This is a genomic window from Nocardia sp. AB354 (assembly GCF_049538315.1).
Classification (GTDB): Bacteria; Actinomycetota; Actinomycetes; order Mycobacteriales; family Mycobacteriaceae; genus Nocardia; species Nocardia nova.
Genome location: NZ_JBMVFU010000017.1, coordinates 91,962 through 107,997, shown reverse-complemented (window position 1 = coordinate 107,997; position 16,036 = coordinate 91,962). Strand labels below are relative to the sequence as shown.

Sequence of the window (16,036 nt, the reverse complement as noted above, 5' to 3'; positions counted from 1 at the left end):
CGCTACGGCCGGGCGACGGGCGAGCGGGGAACGACCGCCGAGATCTGTGCGCACAACTGCCAGGGCCGCTCGGTGTCCACGGTCGACTTGCCGCTGGTCAGAATCGCGCCGGACAGTCCGCGGTCGAGGTCGGCCCAGCCGTACTGGGTGGTCAATCCGCTACGGCCGAAATGCTTTTCGGTGTGGGCGCCGAATTTCGACCGCCGCCCGCCCAGCTCGAAGCCGGCTCGACTGACCCGGCCGGCGATGCCGGGGATCCGGGGAGCGGGTGCGATCGCGCTGTGCAGAGTGTCGGGAGACAGGATCCGCACGCCGTCGAGTTCCCCACCGCGACAAAGGATTTCGTAGAAGCGCGAGAGTTCCGCGGCTGTGGTCACGAGATTGCCGGAGGGAAGCTCCGCGGTGAGGAACGCGCGCACCGAATCCGCCGAGGTCGAGGCGCTCATTCCACCGCCGAGTGCCTTGCCGGCCACCACCGACCAGGCCCGGGAGGGTCGCGGTCCGGTGCGCACACTCGGCACCACCCGGTCGACGTCCTCCGGGCTCACCCCGAAGGTCGTCCACCGGAAACCGAGCGGATTCAGCACCTGCTCGGCGAGATGGTCGCGCATCCGTTTGCCGGTCGCGCGCTGGACCAGTAGACGCAGGATCAATCCACTGGTCAATGCGTGATAGACGCGAAACCGCCGGGGCGGCCAACTCGGCCGCAACTCGGTCAGCGCCCGCACCGCGACCTCCTCGTCGACGACGGCGTCGAAGCCGCGGTAGCCCGTCGGCATGAACGGCACCCCGGCGGCGTGGGAGAGCACATCGGCGATGGTGATGCGGCCCTTGCCGTGCGCGGCGAATTCCGGAATGTAGTCGCACACCTGGTCTTCCGGCGCGAAGGCGCCCTGTTCGATCAGCATCGCCGTCACCGTCGCGGCGACGCCTTTGGCGGTGGAGAAACCGCAGAACGGAGAGTCGACGGTGATCGGTATGCGTTCGACGTCGGGTCCGTCGCCGGGGGCGTTACCCCAGCCGTGGCCGATAGCCCGGTTCAGCACGATCGCGCCGTGGCGGCGCAGGCAGATCTGGATCGCCGGAGTCGTTCCCATCCGGTACCACGCGCGGACCGACTCCCACACCGCCTCGACGTCGCCGCGGCGCAGGCCCACCACGGTGGGGTCGTCCTCGGGGCCCACCGCGGTCACGGTGTCCGGGTCGGCGGGTACGGGAACCATCGGGGCGACACTGCTCACGGCGTCAGCATAGTGATCGAAGGCATCGGTGCAGGTCAGAGCTACAGCCCGGGCGCGACCGGTTCGACCGTGCGCCATCCGACGCTGGTCACCGACGGTTCCAGGCTCAGCCGGCTGACCGCCGATTCCATCTGCCGGTCGTCGCGCTGATCGCCGACCAGATCCGCGCGCACCTCCACCCGGCCGGCATCCTCGGCGTTGGCGCTGGCGACCGACACGAGCCGGAAGTCCGTGCGCGTCAACGCCTGGACCAGCAGCGCGCGCACATGCGCTTCGTGCGCGTCGTCGGTGACGGCGGTGAACGCGTAGTGCGCTGGCTGCTCGTTACCCGATTCCGGCTGGCGGTCGACCGCTCGCCCGGCCGCCCGCAACGCGATATTGACGATGACCACCGCGACCGTTCCCGCCGCCGCGGTGCCGTACATCCCGGCGCCGGAGAGCGCGCCCACCGCCGCCGCGCACCAGAGTGTCGCGGCGGTGTTGAGCCCCCGCACGTTCAATCCGTCGCGGATGATCACACCCGCGCCGAGAAAGCCGATACCGGAAACGATTTGGGCCGCGACCCGGGTCGGATCGGCGGCGCCGCCGTGAAAGCCGTGCGCGGACAGCAGCACGAACAACGCCGCGCCCGCGGAGACCAGGGCGTTGGTCCGCAATCCGGCCATCCGGGCCCGGTACTGCCGTTCGAAACCGATCACCGCACCGAGACCGACACCGGTGGCCAGGCGCAGCAGCATCTCCCAAGTCGACATGAGACAACCCTTCGATGGAGGGCGAGAACTCGCGCGCGCAGGCTACCGCGACATCGGCACGGTCGCGTCGACACGAGAATGGTCGCCGAGTGAATTCTTGGCAAAACGACGTATATGACTGTCGTCGGGCACAGCGACCACCTCCTTCCGGGACACGACCCGCGTAGAACGGCGCCGGTCGGCGGCGCCGGGAGGGAAGTAAACACCGCCGATCGGATCCTGGCAACCCCGCCGGTGGCCGCCGATTTGACAATCGCGAATTCCGGGTTCACTCTTTTGCAGTCAGCACCTCGCTAGGCGAGGCTCCTGTACGAACACAGGCCACTGATCCGACGACGTCGAGAGACGCCCAGGGTTAGGACAGATCTTCCCGGATTAAGGGATGATCCGAAGTGGCTTCTCCCGCAAGGGGATACGTCGTACAGTGCCGAAGCTCTGACGAGAGGGGTGCGTATCCGTCGTTCGGGCGGGTCTCCCTCTCGCGTGGTGCCGATCACCAGAACAACGACGTGCGCGTGCGTCCCGGCAGCGAGGAGGTGAGGGGCGATGCCATCCGGAGATAGTCCGTATCCGAGTTCGCGAACCGTATCGTCCCCGGCTCGCTGCCTGTCCGCCTGAACTCACCCCCGATCCACCGCATCGGCGTCGCCGGTGCGGGGTTCCGGGGTGCCGCGGGCTGCCCGCAGCCGGGTTTCACCTCTGAGGAGAACCCATGTACCGCACTGTCTTCCGTCGACTCACCGGCCGCCGCATGACCGAATTCGAGCGCCACAACCTGCGTTCCTGCCGTCCCTCGGCGCCCGTGCACACCGCCGCGCTCGGCGCTCACCTCGAACGCCGCCCGGGCGCACTCCACTAGCCCGGAACTCGAAAACAACTGGTGAGCACACAGTTTCAGGAAGCGAGCGCGGCGATGACCACCTACTCCGACGACACCCGAACCCCGGCCACACCGCCCGGTGCTGTCGCCGATCACGCCCACGTCGGCGATATCGTCGGCGCGCTGGGCGTGATCCGGCAGCACGACGACCTCGCCGGCCGCAGCCGGATGCAGCGATTGCGCATGCTGGCGGCGGTGATCGGGCCCGGCCTGATCGTCATGGTCGGCGACAACGACGCCGGCGGCGTGGCCACCTACGCCCAGGCCGGTCAGAACTACGGCATGGCTCTGCTCTGGACGCTCGTGCTGCTGATTCCGGTGCTGTACGTCAACCAGGAAATGGTGGTGCGGCTCGGTGCGGTGGCCGGGGTCGGCCATGCCCGGCTCATCTTCGCGCGATTCGGGAAGTTCTGGGGCGCGTTCAGCGTCGGCGATCTCTTCGTCGTCAACGCGCTGACCATCGTCACCGAATTCATCGGCGTGGCAATGGCTCTGAGCTATTTCGGATTGCCGAAGGCGGTATCGGTGCCGCTGGCGGCGGTCGCGCTGTTCGCCGTGGTCGCGGGCGGGTCGTTCCGGCGCTGGGAGAGCCTGATGATGACGCTCATCGCGGTGAACATCGTGCTGTTCCCGATGGCATTGCTGGTCCATCCGAGCGTGTCGGGCACCGGGCACGGGCTGATCCCGTCGCTGCCGGGCGGGCTCTCGTCGACCCTGTTGCTGATCATCGTGGCGATCGTCGGCACCACCGTCGCACCGTGGCAGCTGTTCTTCCAGCAGTCCAACATCGTCGACAAGCGCATCACCCCGCGCTGGATCCGCTACGAGCGTATCGACCTGTGGCTGGGAATCGTGGTGGTGATGGCCGGCGCGATCGCGATCATGGCCGCGACCGCCTACGGACTGTCGGGAACCGGTCCGGTCGGCGGCTTCACCGACGCCGGTGCGGTCGCGGCGGGCCTGCGCGCCCACGCGGGCCCGGTGGTCGGCGCGCTGTTCGCGATCGTCCTGCTCGACGCCTCGCTGATCGGCGCCAACGCGGTCGGTCTGGCCACGACCTACACCCTCGGCGATACGCTCGGGCGGCGGCATTCACTGCATTGGAAGGTGTCCGAGGCACCCGGTTTCTACGCCGGTTACGCGGCCCTGCTGGCCGTCGCCGCCGCGATCTCGTTCAGCCCCGACCACGTGCTGGGCCTGATCACGCAGGGTGTGCAGGCGCTGGCCGGGGTGCTGCTGCCCTCGGCGACGGTATTCCTGGTGCTGCTGTGCAACGACCGCGACGTACTCGGCCCGTGGGTGAATACGCTGCGGCAGAACATCTGCGCCGCGATCATCGTCTGGGCGCTGGTGCTGCTCTCGGCCGCGCTCACCGCCGCCACGTTCTTCCCGGGCCTGAGCACCCGGACCCTCGAGTTCGGGTTGGGTGCGGGCGTGGTCGCCGGTCTGGCCGGGGGCGCGGTCGCCCTGCTCGCCCACGGGCGAACGCGGCGCCGCTCCGCCGCGGCGACCGCGGCCCGGTTCGGCGACCTCGACCCCGGTCAGGTGCGGGAACTGGACCGCGGCTCCGAACGCGCCGAACTCGCCGGGGGCCGCGACATCTTCCGCACTCCGGCGCTGCACACCCTCGAGCGTCCGTCGTTCACCCCGCTGCGCACCGCGGGCATGCTCGCCCTGCGTGGATATCTGCTGGTGGCCGTCGTGCTGGTCGTGGTCAAGATCGTCGAATCCATCGGATGAAGGGCCCCCGGTCCGGTGGGATTCGCCTGATTCGAACCGCCCAACCCGGGTAGTACGCCTGCAAGCAGGGAGAAGTGTGCCCTGTGCGGCCGCAACCGGGAAACGGAGGTGCCCATGATGACGGACCCGCGGATGGCGCGTGGAAGCACATCGCAGGAGCAGGCGCAGCGGCGACGGATGCTGCGAGCACCGCGCAAGCATGCCGGTGAGGGAATCGAGGACACTTACAACATTCCGGGCATCATCCTGTGTGCGTTGAGCTTCGTCGCGCTGGCGCTCGCGCTGACCGCTGCCGGATACGGCTTCGGCGGGTGGGCGATCGTGGCCGGCGTGGTGTGCGCGGTGTGCCTCATCGGCGGCGTGACGTGGATCGCGCTGGAGAGCAAGCGCACGCAGGCGCGCGACCAGTGGGAGCCGCACCAGCGACAGGGGCACTGATCAGCGTGTGAACGCGGCGGGCCCGCCGTGGAGGCGAGACCGCCGCACCGATCCGATTCGGGAGAGGAGAGAGATGGTCGAGAAGACTCGCGCCGGCGGTTTCACCACCGACGACGCCGGAATTCCGGTGGCCAGCGACGAAGACTCGCTGACGATAGGCCCCGATGGCCCGATCCTGCTCAACGACGCGTATCTGATCGAGAAGATGGCCGCGTTCAACCGCGAACGCGTACCCGAGCGCCAGCCGCACGCCAAGGGCGGCGGCGCGTTCGGCGTCTTCGAGGTCACGCAGGATATGAGCGCCTACACCTGCGCGAAGGTGTTCCAGCCCGGGGCGAGGACCGAGATGCTGGCCCGGTTCTCCACGGTGGCCGGTGAGCGGGGCAGCCCGGACACCTGGCGTGATCCGCGTGGGTTCGCGTTGAAGTTCTATACCGAGGACGGCAATTTCGACCTGGTCGGCAACAACACCCCGATCTTCTTCGTCCGCGATCCGATGAAGTTCCAGGACTTCATCCGATCGCAGAAACGCCGGGCGGACAACAACTTACGCGACCACGATATGCAGTGGGACTTCTGGACGCTGTCTCCGGAGTCGGCGCACCAGGTCACCTGGCTGATGGGCGATCGCGGTATCCCGCGCACCTGGCGCCACATGAACGGGTACTCCAGCCACACCTACATGTGGGTCAACGCCGAGGGTGAGAAGCACTGGGTCAAGTACCACTTCATCACCGACCAGGGTGTGGAGTTCTTCACCCAGGACGAGGGCGATCAGATGGCCTCGATGGATACCGACTATCACATCCGGGACCTGTGGGAGGCGATCGAGCGCGGGGACCACCCGAGTTGGACGCTGAAGATGCAGATCATGCCGTTCGAGGCGGCCAAAACCTACCGGTTCAACCCGTTCGATCTGACCAAGGTGTGGCCGCACGGCGATTATCCGCTCTACGAGGTCGGCCGGATGACGTTGAACCGCAACCCGTCCGACTATCACACCGAGATCGAACAGGCCGCCTTCGAGCCGAGCAACGCGGTGCCGGGAACGGGACCGAGCCCGGACAAGATGCTGTTGGGCCGGTGGTTCTCGTATCCGGACGCCCACCGTTACCGGATCGGCGCGAACTACAAGGAATTGCCGGTCAACGCGCCGAAGTCGCCGTCGCACTCCTACACCAAGGACGGCCACATGCGGCACCACAATCCGGGCGACCCGGTCTACGTGCCGAATTCCAAGGGTGGACCGCACGCCGAACCCGGCCGGGCCGGTCCGACCGCCGGCTGGTACACCGACGGCGAAATGGTGCGCGAGGCCTACACGCTGCGCCGCGACGACGACGATTGGGGTCAGGCGGGCACACTGGTCCGCCAGGTGCTCGACGACGCGGCACGAGAACGGTTGGTGGACAACATCGTCGGCCATCTCCTCAACGGTGTGTCCGAGCCGGTCCTGGCGCGCGCCTTCGAATACTGGCGCAATGTGGACAAGGATCTGGGCGACCGGGTGGAATCCGGCGTCCGGGCGAAACAGGACGAGAAGGATCCGAAAGCGGCCGGTCAGGGCAATCTCGCCCGGTCCTCCGCGCAGCGGAAGGCCTGACCGGACCGTCCGTACGAACACGAGCCCCCTCGGCCGGGAGCCGCCCGGGCCGAGGGGAGCGAGCGGGCGGTTAACCGTCCGCGATCGTGGTATTTCCCGACCATGATCGCGAACTCCGCTGCCGCCCCCCACGTCCTGCGGGAGTACTCGTTCATCGCCGACGGTCAGCGCGGCGCCCTGGTCGGGCCGCGCGGTGACATCTCGTGGATGTGCCTGCCCGGCTGGGACGGCGACGCGGTCTTCGCGTCCCTGCTCGGAGGTTCCGGAATGTATGCCGTCACCCCCGCGAGCCGGTTCGTGTGGGGCGGCTACTACGAGCAGGGCACGCTTATCTGGCGCTCGCGCTGGCTGTCCGGGTCGGCGGTGATCGAGTGCCGGGAGGCGCTGGCCTTTCCCGGCGACCGGCATCGCGCGATCCTGATGCGGCGGATCGTGGCGGTCCAGGAGGACGCCGAGGTCGACGTGGTGTTGCGGCCGATGGCGCGATTCGGCGCGGAATCGGTCCGTCGGCCGCACTGCGAGGACGGGGTGTGGACCGCCCATGCGGGCGCGCTGCGGATGCGGTGGACCGGCGCGCCGAAGGCGGAACTCGATCCGAGAGGACCCGACCGCGGGTGGACCGATCACCTCCAGATTCCGGCCGGGCGCTGTCACGATCTGATTCTGGAACTGTCCGACCAGGGCCTGCCCGGCGAGCTGCCCGACCCCGATACCTGTTGGGAGGCAACGGAAAACGCGTGGCGGCGCGACCGCCCGGATTTCGGTGCGAGCGCCGCGCCCCGCGACAGCGCCCACGCGTTCGCGGTGCTGCGCGGGATGACCGCCGATACCGGCGGAATGGTCGCGGCCGCCACCACCAGCCTGCCCGAACGCGCCGACCAGGGCGAGAACTACGACTACCGCTACGTCTGGATCCGCGATCAATGCCTGGCCGGGCAGGCGATCGCCGTCGCCGGTCCGCATCCGCTGCTCGACGACGCGGTCGGGTTCACCGCCGCCCGGCTGCTCGACGACGGTCCCGCACTGGCCCCGGCCTATACCGTCGACGGGAAGAGCGTGCCGGCGGTGCGCGATATCGATCTCCCCGGATATCCGGGCGCCCGGCCGGTGATCGGCAACCGGGTGCGCGGGCAGTTCCAGCTCGACACCTTCGGTGAGACGCTGTTGCTGTTCGCCGCGGCCGCGCGCCACGGCCGGCTCGGCGGCGATCATCGCCGCGCGGTCGATATCGCGGTTTCCGCGATCGCGGCCAATTACCACCGCCCCGACGCCGGTATCTGGGAGATCGAGGATCGGCTGTGGACTCATTCCCGGTTGATCTGCGCGGCCGGATTGCGCGCGGTCGCGGCCTGCCCGGACACCGGCGCCGATACCGCCTACTGCAGTGCGCTTGCCGATACGCTGGTGGCCGAGGCGGCCCGCACCGGTGTGCATCCGACCGGCCGCTGGCAGCGCGCCCCCGATCAGCCCGGTGTGGACGCCGCGCTGATGCTGCCGTTGATCCGCGGCGCGATCCCGGTCTCCGATCCGCGCTACGCCGCCACCTTCTTCGCGGTGCAGCGGGATCTGACCACCGATTACTGCGTCTACCGCTACCGCCACGACGATCGCCCGCTCGAGGTGAGCGAAGGCGCGTTCCTGCTGTGCGGTTTCACGATGGCGATGGCGGCCGCCCAGCTCGACCGCCCGGTGACCGCGATGCGCTTCTTCGAACGCAACCGCTCCTCGTGCGGCACCCCGGCGCTGTTCGCCGAGGAATTCGATGTCACCCAGCGGCAGTTGCGCGGCAATCTGCCCCAGGCGTTCGTGCACGCGATGCTGCTGGAATCCTCGCTGCGACTGGGACCACTCGCGCCCGAACTGCCGTCGGAGGCGGTAGTGGCGAGTACGGATCGGCCGGATCAGCCGCGGACTAGGTGATGTCGACGATCGGCAGCCGCAGCGCACCCGGGGCGTCGGCGGGAACCACGGGCGCTTTGGGGGTGACCGGGGCCAGCCGCCGATAGGGCGAACCCAGCGCCGGCCGCTGATCCGGCTCACCCTTGTTGGGCCACAGCGCCAGCGCTCGTTCGGCCTGTGCGGTGATGGTCAGCGACGGATTGACGCCGAGATTCGCCGAAATCGCCGAGCCGTCGACGATGTGCAGGCCCGGATGGCCGTACATGCGCTGATAGGCATCCACGACACCGGTCTCCGGGGAATCGCCGATCACGCAGCCGCCGATGAAATGTCCGGTCATCGGAATGCCGAACAGGCTGGTGATGCCGGCGGTCGCGATGCCGTCGATCTTGTCGGCCACGCGGCGGGCGACCTCGTGCCCGGCCGGGATCGACGTCGGATTCGGTTGTCCCTCACCCTGTTTGGTGGTCATCCGGCGGCCGAACAGGCCGCGCTCGGTGTAGGTGGTGAGCGAATTGTCCACCGACTGCATCACCAGCAGGCCGATCATCCGCTCCGACCAGTGGCGCGGGTTGTGCACCTTCGCCAGATCGCGGCGGCGCCGCCAGTTCTCGCGCAACCACAGCCGGGCGGGCGAGGTGCGGCCGTCCTCGTCGTACATCACCGTCGTCATCAGCGACAGCACGTTGCTGCCCTTGCCGTAGCGCACCGGTTCGATATGGGTGTCGGCGTCGGGATGGATCGAGGAGGTGATGGCCACTCCCTTGGTGAAATCGGTGTCGGATCGCCGGCTCCGGATCGACAGCAGCTCTTCGGAATTCGTGCGCGACAGATAGCCGAGCCGCGCGGAGATGTGCGGCAGCGAGCCGCGGTCGCGCAGCCGGTGCAGCAACCGCTGCGTACCGAGCGCGGCCGCGGCGAAGATGACCTGTTCGGCGGTGAAGCTGCGGCGCGCCTTGCGAACCCAGCGTCCGGTGCGGACGGTGTCGACGCGGTACCCGCCCGACGGCAGCGGCACCACATCGACCACGGTGGTGTGCGGATGCACGGTGGCCCCGGCCTTCTCGGCGAGATACAGGTAGTTCTTCACCAGCGTGTTCTTGGCGTTGTGGCGGCATCCGGTCATGCATTCGCCGCAGTGGGTGCAGGTGCGCCGGGACGGGCCGACACCGCCGAAGTAAGGATCGGGCACCTCCTGTCCGGCGCGAGTGCCGTTGCCGCCGAACAGGACTCCCACCGGAGTGTGCCGGAAGGACGCGCCGACGCCCAGTTCCTCGGCCACCTCGCGCAGCACCCGGTCCGAGGCCGTGGTCGCCGGATTCGTGGTGACGCCCAGCATGCGCTTGGCCTGGTCGTAGTGCGGTGCCAGTTCGGCGCCCCAGTCGGTGATATGGGCCCACTGCGAGTCGGCGAAGAATTTCGCGGGCGGTTCGTAGAGGGTGTTCGCGTACACCAGCGAGCCGCCGCCGACACCGGCGCCGCTCATGATGAAGGTGTCCTTCAACAGGGTCAGGCGCTGGATGCCGAAACATCCCAGCCGCGGCGCCCACAGAAATTGCCGCGCCCGCCAGGAGTTCTTCGCGAATTCGTCGTCGGCGAAGCGGCGGCCGGCCTCGAGGACGCCGACCCGGTAGCCCTTCTCGGTCAGGCGCAGCGCGCTCACGCTGCCGCCGAATCCCGACCCGATGACTACCACGTCGTAGTCGAACCCCATCGCCGCGCCCTTTCCTGGTCCCGATCGTCCCCTCGTACCGTATGGGCAGATCAGGGGGTGGGCGCAGAGATCGACGGCCAGAAAATCAATACTTCCGGTCACGCCGGTAGGCGGCCGGAGTCGTTCCGGTCCAGCGCTTGAAGGCGTGGATGAACGGCGTCGCCTCCGCGTAACCGAGCCGGATGGCGATGTCGTCGATGGTCAGCGGAGTCCCCGAGAGCATTTCCTGCGCGAGCGCGCGGCGCACCTCGTCGAGCAGCGCCCGGTAACTGGTCCCGGCCTCGGTGAGGCGGCGGCGCAGCGTCCGCACACTCATGTTGAGCTCCCGGGCCACCGCCTCGATCGGCGGCGGCGTGGTGATACCGGTCGCGCCGCTGCCGGGCAGCAGTCGTTCCCGGACCTCGGCCGCGATACCCGTGCGCGCGCTGCGGCGCTGCACCAGATCCCGGCACTGAGCGATACAGACCGCCCACGTCTGCTGATTCGCCTGGGGTAGCGGCTGGGCGAGAATCTCCGGTGCGACGGTGAACATGGTGTGCGCGCGCCCGAAGCGCGGCCGCGCGCCGAGCACGGCTTCGAGCCGGTCGGCGTAGGGCGGTTCGTCGTAGCCGAATTCCATGCGGGCGAAGGAGAAGTCGTGGCCGAGCAGATCGGCCATCACCCGATGCATGGCGACGATGTCGCGCTCCACCAGGAAGGTCTGCACATCCGGCGGGATGAGCTCGTGATGGATCCAGGCGATCACATCGTCGCGCCGATACTCGACGATCGGTGTGCAGAAGGCGAATCCGAGCCGGTAGTACCGCATGGCCAGCGAAATCGCCTCGCGCAGCGTGGGACTGGTGACGCAGGCGAAGCCGAAGATGCCGAAGGTGCTCAGCCGGTACCGCCGCCCGACCTCGACGCCGAGCGCGGGGATGTCGCCGAGTTCGGCGACCAGATTGCGCACCACCGCCAGTTCGGCCTCGGCCGGAATCTGTGCCCCGGGGTCGGTGAGCGTGGCCGGCGCGATACCGGATCCGGCGAGCAGCCGTGCGCTGTCGACCCCGTGTTCGGCGGCGAATTCGATCATCACCGCGACGCTGGCGATCCCGCGGGGGAAATTCCAGGTGCGGACCTCGGGCGCCTCGACGGTGTGCATGGCACCATTATGGCCGAAACTATTGATCTCTCGGGACGATCCGCCCGGGATAGGGTTGTCGGATGGAGCAGGCGCAGTCCGCCGGCGGCCGGGAAGACCGCGATCGGGAATGGGACCGCGAGGTCCGTGGTGAGACGGAAACCGAACAGCTGGACCGCAATCTGACCAGTTTGATTCAGGAATTGCGGGTGGTGCAGACGGGCGTGCAGCTGCTGACGGGCTTCCTGCTGACGCTGCCGTTCCAGGCCAGGTTCACCACGGTGTCCACCCCGATGCGCGGGCTGTACCTGGCGGTCGTGACCGCCTCGATCGCGGCGACGGTCTTCCTGATCGCGCCGGTCGCCGCCCACCGCATCCTGTTCCGGCAGCATCGTCTGGGCAGCGTGGTGCGCACCGCCCACACCTTCGCGCTGGTCGGGCTGGCGCTGCTCGGCATCGCGCTCACCGGGGTCGCGGTGCTGATCTTCGACACGGTGGCCGGTGCGGTCGCCGCCTCCGTCATCGGTGTGTGCTTCGCGGTGCTGTTTCTCCTGACCTGGTTCGCCCATCCGTGGCGGGAGCGGCGGCGCGGTGCCCAGACGCGGTGAGGGCGCCCACAGCGGACCGAAATAGCGGTCGGCGGGCGTTTCGTGCCGGGGTCGCCGGGTATCGCGCCCGATGTCAGTGATTTCGACGTGTTGGAGGTGAATCCCTTGTCGGAGCACGAGAAGGGCGGAGGCCGCGAAGGTCTCGAAGGCGTCGTGGAAGGCGCGAAGGGTAAGGCCAAGGAGGCCGCCGGTCAGGTATTCGGAAAGGACGAGCTGCGCGAGGAGGGCAAGGCTCAGCAGAGCCGCGCCGAATCGCAGCGCGAGGCCGCCCAGAAGGAAGCCGAAGCCGAGAAGCACCGTGCGGAAGCCGGTGTGGAGGAAAAACGGCAACAGGCCTTCCAGGACAAGGGCGGCTCCTGACGGTCGATGTAAGTAGTGGAACCGACCGAAAGGGTGCCCGGCCTATGTGACCGGGCACCCTTTCTTCGTTCGATATGATGTTGCGTGAGAATCGGATTCGCAACGGGAGATGTGTCGCGCCGGGGATTATCTGCCCAGCGCGCTGGCGAGCTGTTTCTTGGTCATCTTCGACCGGCCCTTGATATTGCGTTGGCGTGCTTCGTTGTACAGCTGATCGCGGGTCGGTCCCTGTGACCCCTTTCCGGACCGCTGGCCACCGCGGCGCTGCGGCGACATATCGTTGGTGGAACTGCGGCTCGCGGTACGGGTTTTGCCCGCCTGCGCACGATTCTTGTTGACCGTACGTGCGCCGATTTCCTCTGCGCGATCTTTACTCGCACCCCGTTTCCGGGCCGAGGACTTCACATGTTCGTACTGGCGTTCTTCTTTGGCAGACCATTCCTTGGGCATGACTACACCTTTCGGTCGTGCGGACGGTGGGATGGATCACTACGTCGGCTGTGGCTCGCAGAGCGCCTGCTGCCGAAGACTTTTCAGCGTGCGGGACAGAATGCGGGAGACGTGCATCTGGGAGATCTGCAGTTTCTCGGCGATCTGATTCTGCGTCTTGGATTCGAAGAAGCGCATGATCAGAATTCTGCGTTCCCGGGTGGGCAACGCATCGATGAGCGGGCGTACCGCCATCGCGTCCTCGGTCAGTTGGTAGCACTGTTCCTCGGCGCCGAGCTTGTCCATGATCGCGCCGTCGTCGGTGTCGACGACGGCGTCGATGGAGTTCGGCTGATAGGCGTTGCCGGCGATCATGGCCTGCACCACCTGCGGGCCGTCGACGTCGAGAGCTTCGGACAGCTCGCGGGCCGTGGGCATGCGCCCGAGTTCGTGAGCCAGATGTTCGGTCGTCGGACCGATGCGCAGCCACAATTCCTTGACGGCGCGCGGTACCCGGGTCGACCAGGTGTAATCGCGGAAGTGACGGCGGACCTCGCCCATCACGGTAGGCACGGCGAAGGAGAGAAAAGAATTTCCCCGTACCGGATCGAATCGATCGACGGCCAGGACGAGACCGAGCCTCGCCACTTGGTGCAGATCGTCGAACGTCTCGCCGCGGCCGGAGAATTTCCGAGCGATATGCTCGGCCAGCGGCAGGCAGAGTTCGATGATTTCCGCTCGGACCGACTCCCGATGCGGATCGGCATGATCCAGAGCGGCCAGTTTCTCGAACCAGGGTTCGATGTTGTCATAACTGTTGGCACCGTGGCGTGCGGCGGTTTCGGCACGACGGGCGATCGGTTCATGTGTCATTCGAGATACCTCGCTTCCAACTGAATCCGACCCAGATTGGGTACCCGTTGGTGCGGCTCTCAAAAGACGTCGAAGGGCGCACGCCGCAATGTTCGCCGATTTCCGCGCGATGACCAGGGCGTACGCCGTTCCTGATAATATCCGGCAGCGGCCGGAATGTGTGTTTTCAGCCCTCCGGCGTGTTGCCGACCCGCCGGTCGTAGTCCGCGCGCGCGGCGCGATCGACCTCGTCGGTGAATATGCGGTGCACGCCCATGCGGCGGGCGGTGAATTCGCCGAACGCGCGCGGGGTGAGCTTGTTGAACGCCATCGCCACCCCGGCAAGCCTCGTCACGGTGACCCGGCGCCGCGGACGCGCGATCAGCCGGGTCACCGCCCGTGCGACATCCTCGGGTTCGGCCAGCAGACCCATCGGCGCCTTGGTTCCCGCGATCAGTTCGGTGCGGGTGAAGGTCGGCAACACCGCCGAGAAGTGCACTCCGCTGCCGCGGCATTCCAGCCGCATGGCCTCGGTGAAGCCGAGCACGGCCTGTTTACTCGCACAATAGGTCGCCATACCGGGTGTGGGGTTCTCCCCGGCCAGCGACGCGATATTGACGATATGGCCGCGACCGCGCGAAAGCATCTGCGGCAGTGCGGCTTTGGTGCCGTTCATGACGCCGAGCACGTTGACCTCGAGGATGCGGCGGGTGATGGCGTCGGATTCGTCGGTGAAGCGGCCGACGGGCATGATGCCGGCATTGTTGATCAACACGTCGACGGGGCCGGCCCCGGTCTCGACCGCCGCGAGAAAGCCCGCGAACGAGGCCGGATCGGTCACGTCGAGCGTCAGCGCCGCCGCGGCGCCGAGCCGCGATCCGGCCGCGGCGACGGCGGCCGCGTCGATATCGCCGAGTGCCACCCGCGCACCGGCGTCGCGCAGGTGCTCGGCGATCGAATAGCCGATACCCCGCGCGCCGCCGGTGACGGCGACCACCGTGCCCGGCAGCCGGGGGCTCACCCGCGCCGCCGGCGCCGGTACCGGACCGTGCACGGCTGCTGTAGCTGCACCACCATCTTGGAATGGTCGTTGCGGTAGCTGTCGGAGGGTTGCGCCATCTCGAATTCCCAGTCCCGCAACAGGATCGAGAAGATCGCCTTCAACTGCATGAGCGCGAACGCCTGGCCGACGCAGCGGTGCCGCCCGGCGCCGAACGGGATCCACGTCCAGCGGTTCACCAGATCCGCCTGATTGGGATCGACGTAGCGGCCCGGATCGAAGCGGTCGGGGTCGGGGAAATCCTCCGCGATCCGATTGGAGACCGCCGGTGTGGTCGCGACCAGATCGCCCGGCGCGATGCTGTGCCCGCACACCTCGAATTCGCCGCGCGCCACCCGCATCAGGATGATCAGCGGCGGATGCAGCCGCAGCGTCTCCTTCAACGTGGCCTCGAGCTGCGGAATCTGGCGCAGCGCGTGGAAACTCACGTCCTGGCCGTCGGCGTAGAGCTCGTCGAGTTCCCCGACGACCCGGGCCAGCACCTCGGGATTGCGCAGCAACTCGATGGTGGTCCACGCCGCGGTACCGGAGGTGGTGTGGTGGCCGGCGAACATCATCGAGATGAAGATGCCGGTGATCTCGCTGGCGGAGAACCGCAGTTCGCCCTGTTCGTCGCGGATCGAGACCAGCACATCGAGCATGTCGCGATCCTCTTTGCCCTGCGGCGGGTTCGCGATGCGGCCGTTCATGATTTCCTGGACCAGTTCGACCAGTTTCGCCCGCGCCTCGTCGCGGCGGCGGAAGCTCTCGATGGGGGCGTAAGGGTCGACGTAACACAGCGCGTCGGTGCCGCGCTCGAGTTCGTGATACAGGTGTGCGAACCGCTCGTCGAGTTCCTCCCGGAACTTCTTGCCGATCAGGCACGCCGAGGAGGTGTAGATCGTCAGCTCGGCGAAGAACTCGAGCAGGTCGATTTCGCCCTCGTCGCCCCAGCCTTCGAGGATCCGGTGCACCTCGTGCGCGATGGTCTCGGCGTGCCCGCGCATGAAGTCACCGCGCAGGGCCTGGTTGTGCAGCATTTCCTTGCGGCGTTCGGGGCTGGCGTCGAAGACCACACCGTCGCCGAAGATCGGCTTCATGAACGGGTAGGCGGCGCCCTGGTCGAGATCCTCGTCGGCCGCGCGGAAGAAGAATTCGTTCGCCTCGGCGCCGGAGAGCAGGATGACGTCCTTGTCGGCCAGCCGGAACGAACCCACATCGCCGCACTCCGCGCGCACCCGCTGCATCAGCGCGATCGGATCGGTGCGGAACTCTTCGAGGTGGCCGTGCTCGTGTTCGCCCCCGGAGACCTGCCGCGGCTTGACCAACGTCATGAGAAATCCTTCCGCATTCCGGATCCA

At 67.7% G+C, this 16,036-nt stretch carries 15 protein-coding genes and 1 riboswitch; of the genes, 7 read left to right on the top strand and 8 right to left on the bottom strand.

Features of this window, described 5'->3' with window-relative positions; translation table 11 throughout:
- Positions 1–2 precede the first annotated feature (2 nt).
- Both ACPCUW_RS23720 and ACPCUW_RS23715 read right to left on the bottom strand, forming a co-directional pair.
- Positions 3–1,241 carry a serine hydrolase gene (locus ACPCUW_RS23720; RefSeq protein ID WP_423427167.1) on the bottom strand — a complete coding sequence of 413 codons (1,239 nt, stop codon included), beginning with the start codon at positions 1,239–1,241 and terminating at the stop codon, positions 3–5.
- Positions 1,242–1,282: 41 nt separating this feature from the next.
- Entirely contained in the window at positions 1,283–1,993 is a 711-nt protein-coding gene (locus ACPCUW_RS23715; RefSeq protein WP_062963286.1) for an MgtC/SapB family protein, read from the bottom strand.
- A gap of 282 nt (positions 1,994–2,275) precedes the next feature.
- Positions 2,276–2,447, top strand: a riboswitch (M-box (ykoK) riboswitch).
- 258 nt (positions 2,448–2,705) lie between these two features.
- Between ACPCUW_RS23715 and ACPCUW_RS23710 the strand changes: the two genes are divergently transcribed.
- The 5 genes from ACPCUW_RS23710 to ACPCUW_RS23690 all read left to right on the top strand — a co-directional run bounded on the left by ACPCUW_RS23710 (position 2,706) and on the right by ACPCUW_RS23690 (position 8,574).
- The gene (locus ACPCUW_RS23710) at positions 2,706–2,852 is read left to right on the top strand and encodes a hypothetical protein (RefSeq protein ID WP_423427165.1); all 147 of its coding nucleotides are present in this window, start codon (positions 2,706–2,708) and stop codon (positions 2,850–2,852) included.
- Between the two features lie 54 nt (positions 2,853–2,906).
- Positions 2,907–4,613 (top strand): NRAMP family divalent metal transporter, encoded by a 1,707-nt coding sequence (locus ACPCUW_RS23705; RefSeq protein ID WP_423427207.1) that lies wholly within the window; start codon positions 2,907–2,909, stop codon positions 4,611–4,613.
- 114 nt (positions 4,614–4,727) lie between these two features.
- Complete coding sequence (locus ACPCUW_RS23700; RefSeq protein WP_227462835.1) at positions 4,728–5,051, top strand: hypothetical protein; 324 nt, start codon at positions 4,728–4,730, stop codon at positions 5,049–5,051.
- 73 nt (positions 5,052–5,124) lie between these two features.
- Complete coding sequence (locus ACPCUW_RS23695; protein WP_423427163.1) at positions 5,125–6,654, top strand: catalase; 1,530 nt, start codon at positions 5,125–5,127, stop codon at positions 6,652–6,654.
- 102 nt (positions 6,655–6,756) lie between these two features.
- Positions 6,757–8,574: a glycoside hydrolase family 15 protein gene (locus tag ACPCUW_RS23690; protein WP_423427162.1), complete on the top strand. Its 1,818-nt coding sequence runs from the start codon at positions 6,757–6,759 to the stop codon at positions 8,572–8,574.
- Here ACPCUW_RS23690 and ACPCUW_RS23685 read toward each other — a convergent pair.
- Positions 8,567–10,267 (bottom strand): FAD-dependent oxidoreductase, encoded by a 1,701-nt coding sequence (locus tag ACPCUW_RS23685; protein WP_104363758.1) that lies wholly within the window; start codon positions 10,265–10,267, stop codon positions 8,567–8,569. The genes ACPCUW_RS23690 and ACPCUW_RS23685 overlap by 8 nt on opposite strands.
- An 85-nt stretch (positions 10,268–10,352) precedes the next feature.
- A complete protein-coding gene (locus ACPCUW_RS23680) occupies positions 10,353–11,408 on the bottom strand; it encodes an AraC family transcriptional regulator (RefSeq protein WP_423427160.1) in 1,056 nt (351 codons plus the stop codon).
- Between the two features lie 62 nt (positions 11,409–11,470).
- On the opposite strand from ACPCUW_RS23680, the gene ACPCUW_RS23675 reads away from it, so the two are divergent.
- Together ACPCUW_RS23675 and ACPCUW_RS23670 are read left to right on the top strand one after the other, a co-directional pair.
- Positions 11,471–11,995 (top strand): DUF6328 family protein, encoded by a 525-nt coding sequence (locus ACPCUW_RS23675; RefSeq protein ID WP_423427158.1) that lies wholly within the window; start codon positions 11,471–11,473, stop codon positions 11,993–11,995.
- Positions 11,996–12,100: 105 nt separating this feature from the next.
- Complete coding sequence (locus ACPCUW_RS23670) at positions 12,101–12,355, top strand: hypothetical protein (RefSeq protein WP_030515620.1); 255 nt, start codon at positions 12,101–12,103, stop codon at positions 12,353–12,355.
- 126 nt (positions 12,356–12,481) lie between these two features.
- Here ACPCUW_RS23670 and ACPCUW_RS23665 read toward each other — a convergent pair whose 3' ends face one another.
- The 4 genes from ACPCUW_RS23665 to ACPCUW_RS23650 all read right to left on the bottom strand — a co-directional run bounded on the left by ACPCUW_RS23665 (position 12,482) and on the right by ACPCUW_RS23650 (position 16,009).
- Positions 12,482–12,805 (bottom strand): hypothetical protein, encoded by a 324-nt coding sequence (locus ACPCUW_RS23665; RefSeq protein ID WP_063019676.1) that lies wholly within the window; start codon positions 12,803–12,805, stop codon positions 12,482–12,484.
- A gap of 39 nt (positions 12,806–12,844) precedes the next feature.
- Complete coding sequence (locus ACPCUW_RS23660; RefSeq protein ID WP_305779969.1) at positions 12,845–13,657, bottom strand: RNA polymerase sigma factor SigF; 813 nt, start codon at positions 13,655–13,657, stop codon at positions 12,845–12,847.
- A 166-nt stretch (positions 13,658–13,823) separates the two neighbouring features.
- Positions 13,824–14,657, bottom strand: coding sequence for an SDR family oxidoreductase (locus ACPCUW_RS23655; RefSeq protein ID WP_423427157.1), 834 nt, complete (start codon positions 14,655–14,657; stop codon positions 13,824–13,826).
- Positions 14,654–16,009: a cytochrome P450 gene (locus ACPCUW_RS23650; RefSeq protein WP_064905072.1), complete on the bottom strand. Its 1,356-nt coding sequence runs from the start codon at positions 16,007–16,009 to the stop codon at positions 14,654–14,656. The genes ACPCUW_RS23655 and ACPCUW_RS23650 overlap by 4 nt, the downstream gene beginning before the upstream one ends.
- Between the last annotated feature and the right edge of the window lie 27 nt (positions 16,010–16,036).

Excerpts from the sequence above, each read along its gene's own strand:
- ACPCUW_RS23700 (WP_227462835.1), top strand. The coding sequence starts at position 4,728 with ATGATGACGGACCCGCGGATGGCGCGTGGAAGCACATCGCAGGAGCAG.
- ACPCUW_RS23705 (WP_423427207.1), top strand. The coding sequence starts at position 2,907 with ATGACCACCTACTCCGACGACACCCGAACCCCGGCCACACCGCCCGGT.
- ACPCUW_RS23685 (WP_104363758.1), bottom strand. The coding sequence starts at position 10,267 with ATGGGGTTCGACTACGACGTGGTAGTCATCGGGTCGGGATTCGGCGGC.
- ACPCUW_RS23690 (WP_423427162.1), top strand. The coding sequence starts at position 6,757 with ATGATCGCGAACTCCGCTGCCGCCCCCCACGTCCTGCGGGAGTACTCG.
- ACPCUW_RS23650 (WP_064905072.1), bottom strand. The coding sequence starts at position 16,009 with ATGACGTTGGTCAAGCCGCGGCAGGTCTCCGGGGGCGAACACGAGCAC.
- ACPCUW_RS23715 (WP_062963286.1), bottom strand. The coding sequence starts at position 1,993 with ATGTCGACTTGGGAGATGCTGCTGCGCCTGGCCACCGGTGTCGGTCTC.
- ACPCUW_RS23680 (WP_423427160.1), bottom strand. The coding sequence starts at position 11,408 with ATGCACACCGTCGAGGCGCCCGAGGTCCGCACCTGGAATTTCCCCCGC.
- ACPCUW_RS23695 (WP_423427163.1), top strand. The coding sequence starts at position 5,125 with ATGGTCGAGAAGACTCGCGCCGGCGGTTTCACCACCGACGACGCCGGA.
- ACPCUW_RS23665 (WP_063019676.1), bottom strand. The coding sequence starts at position 12,805 with ATGCCCAAGGAATGGTCTGCCAAAGAAGAACGCCAGTACGAACATGTG.
- ACPCUW_RS23675 (WP_423427158.1), top strand. The coding sequence starts at position 11,471 with ATGGAGCAGGCGCAGTCCGCCGGCGGCCGGGAAGACCGCGATCGGGAA.
- ACPCUW_RS23710 (WP_423427165.1), top strand. The coding sequence starts at position 2,706 with ATGTACCGCACTGTCTTCCGTCGACTCACCGGCCGCCGCATGACCGAA.
- ACPCUW_RS23660 (WP_305779969.1), bottom strand. The coding sequence starts at position 13,657 with ATGACACATGAACCGATCGCCCGTCGTGCCGAAACCGCCGCACGCCAC.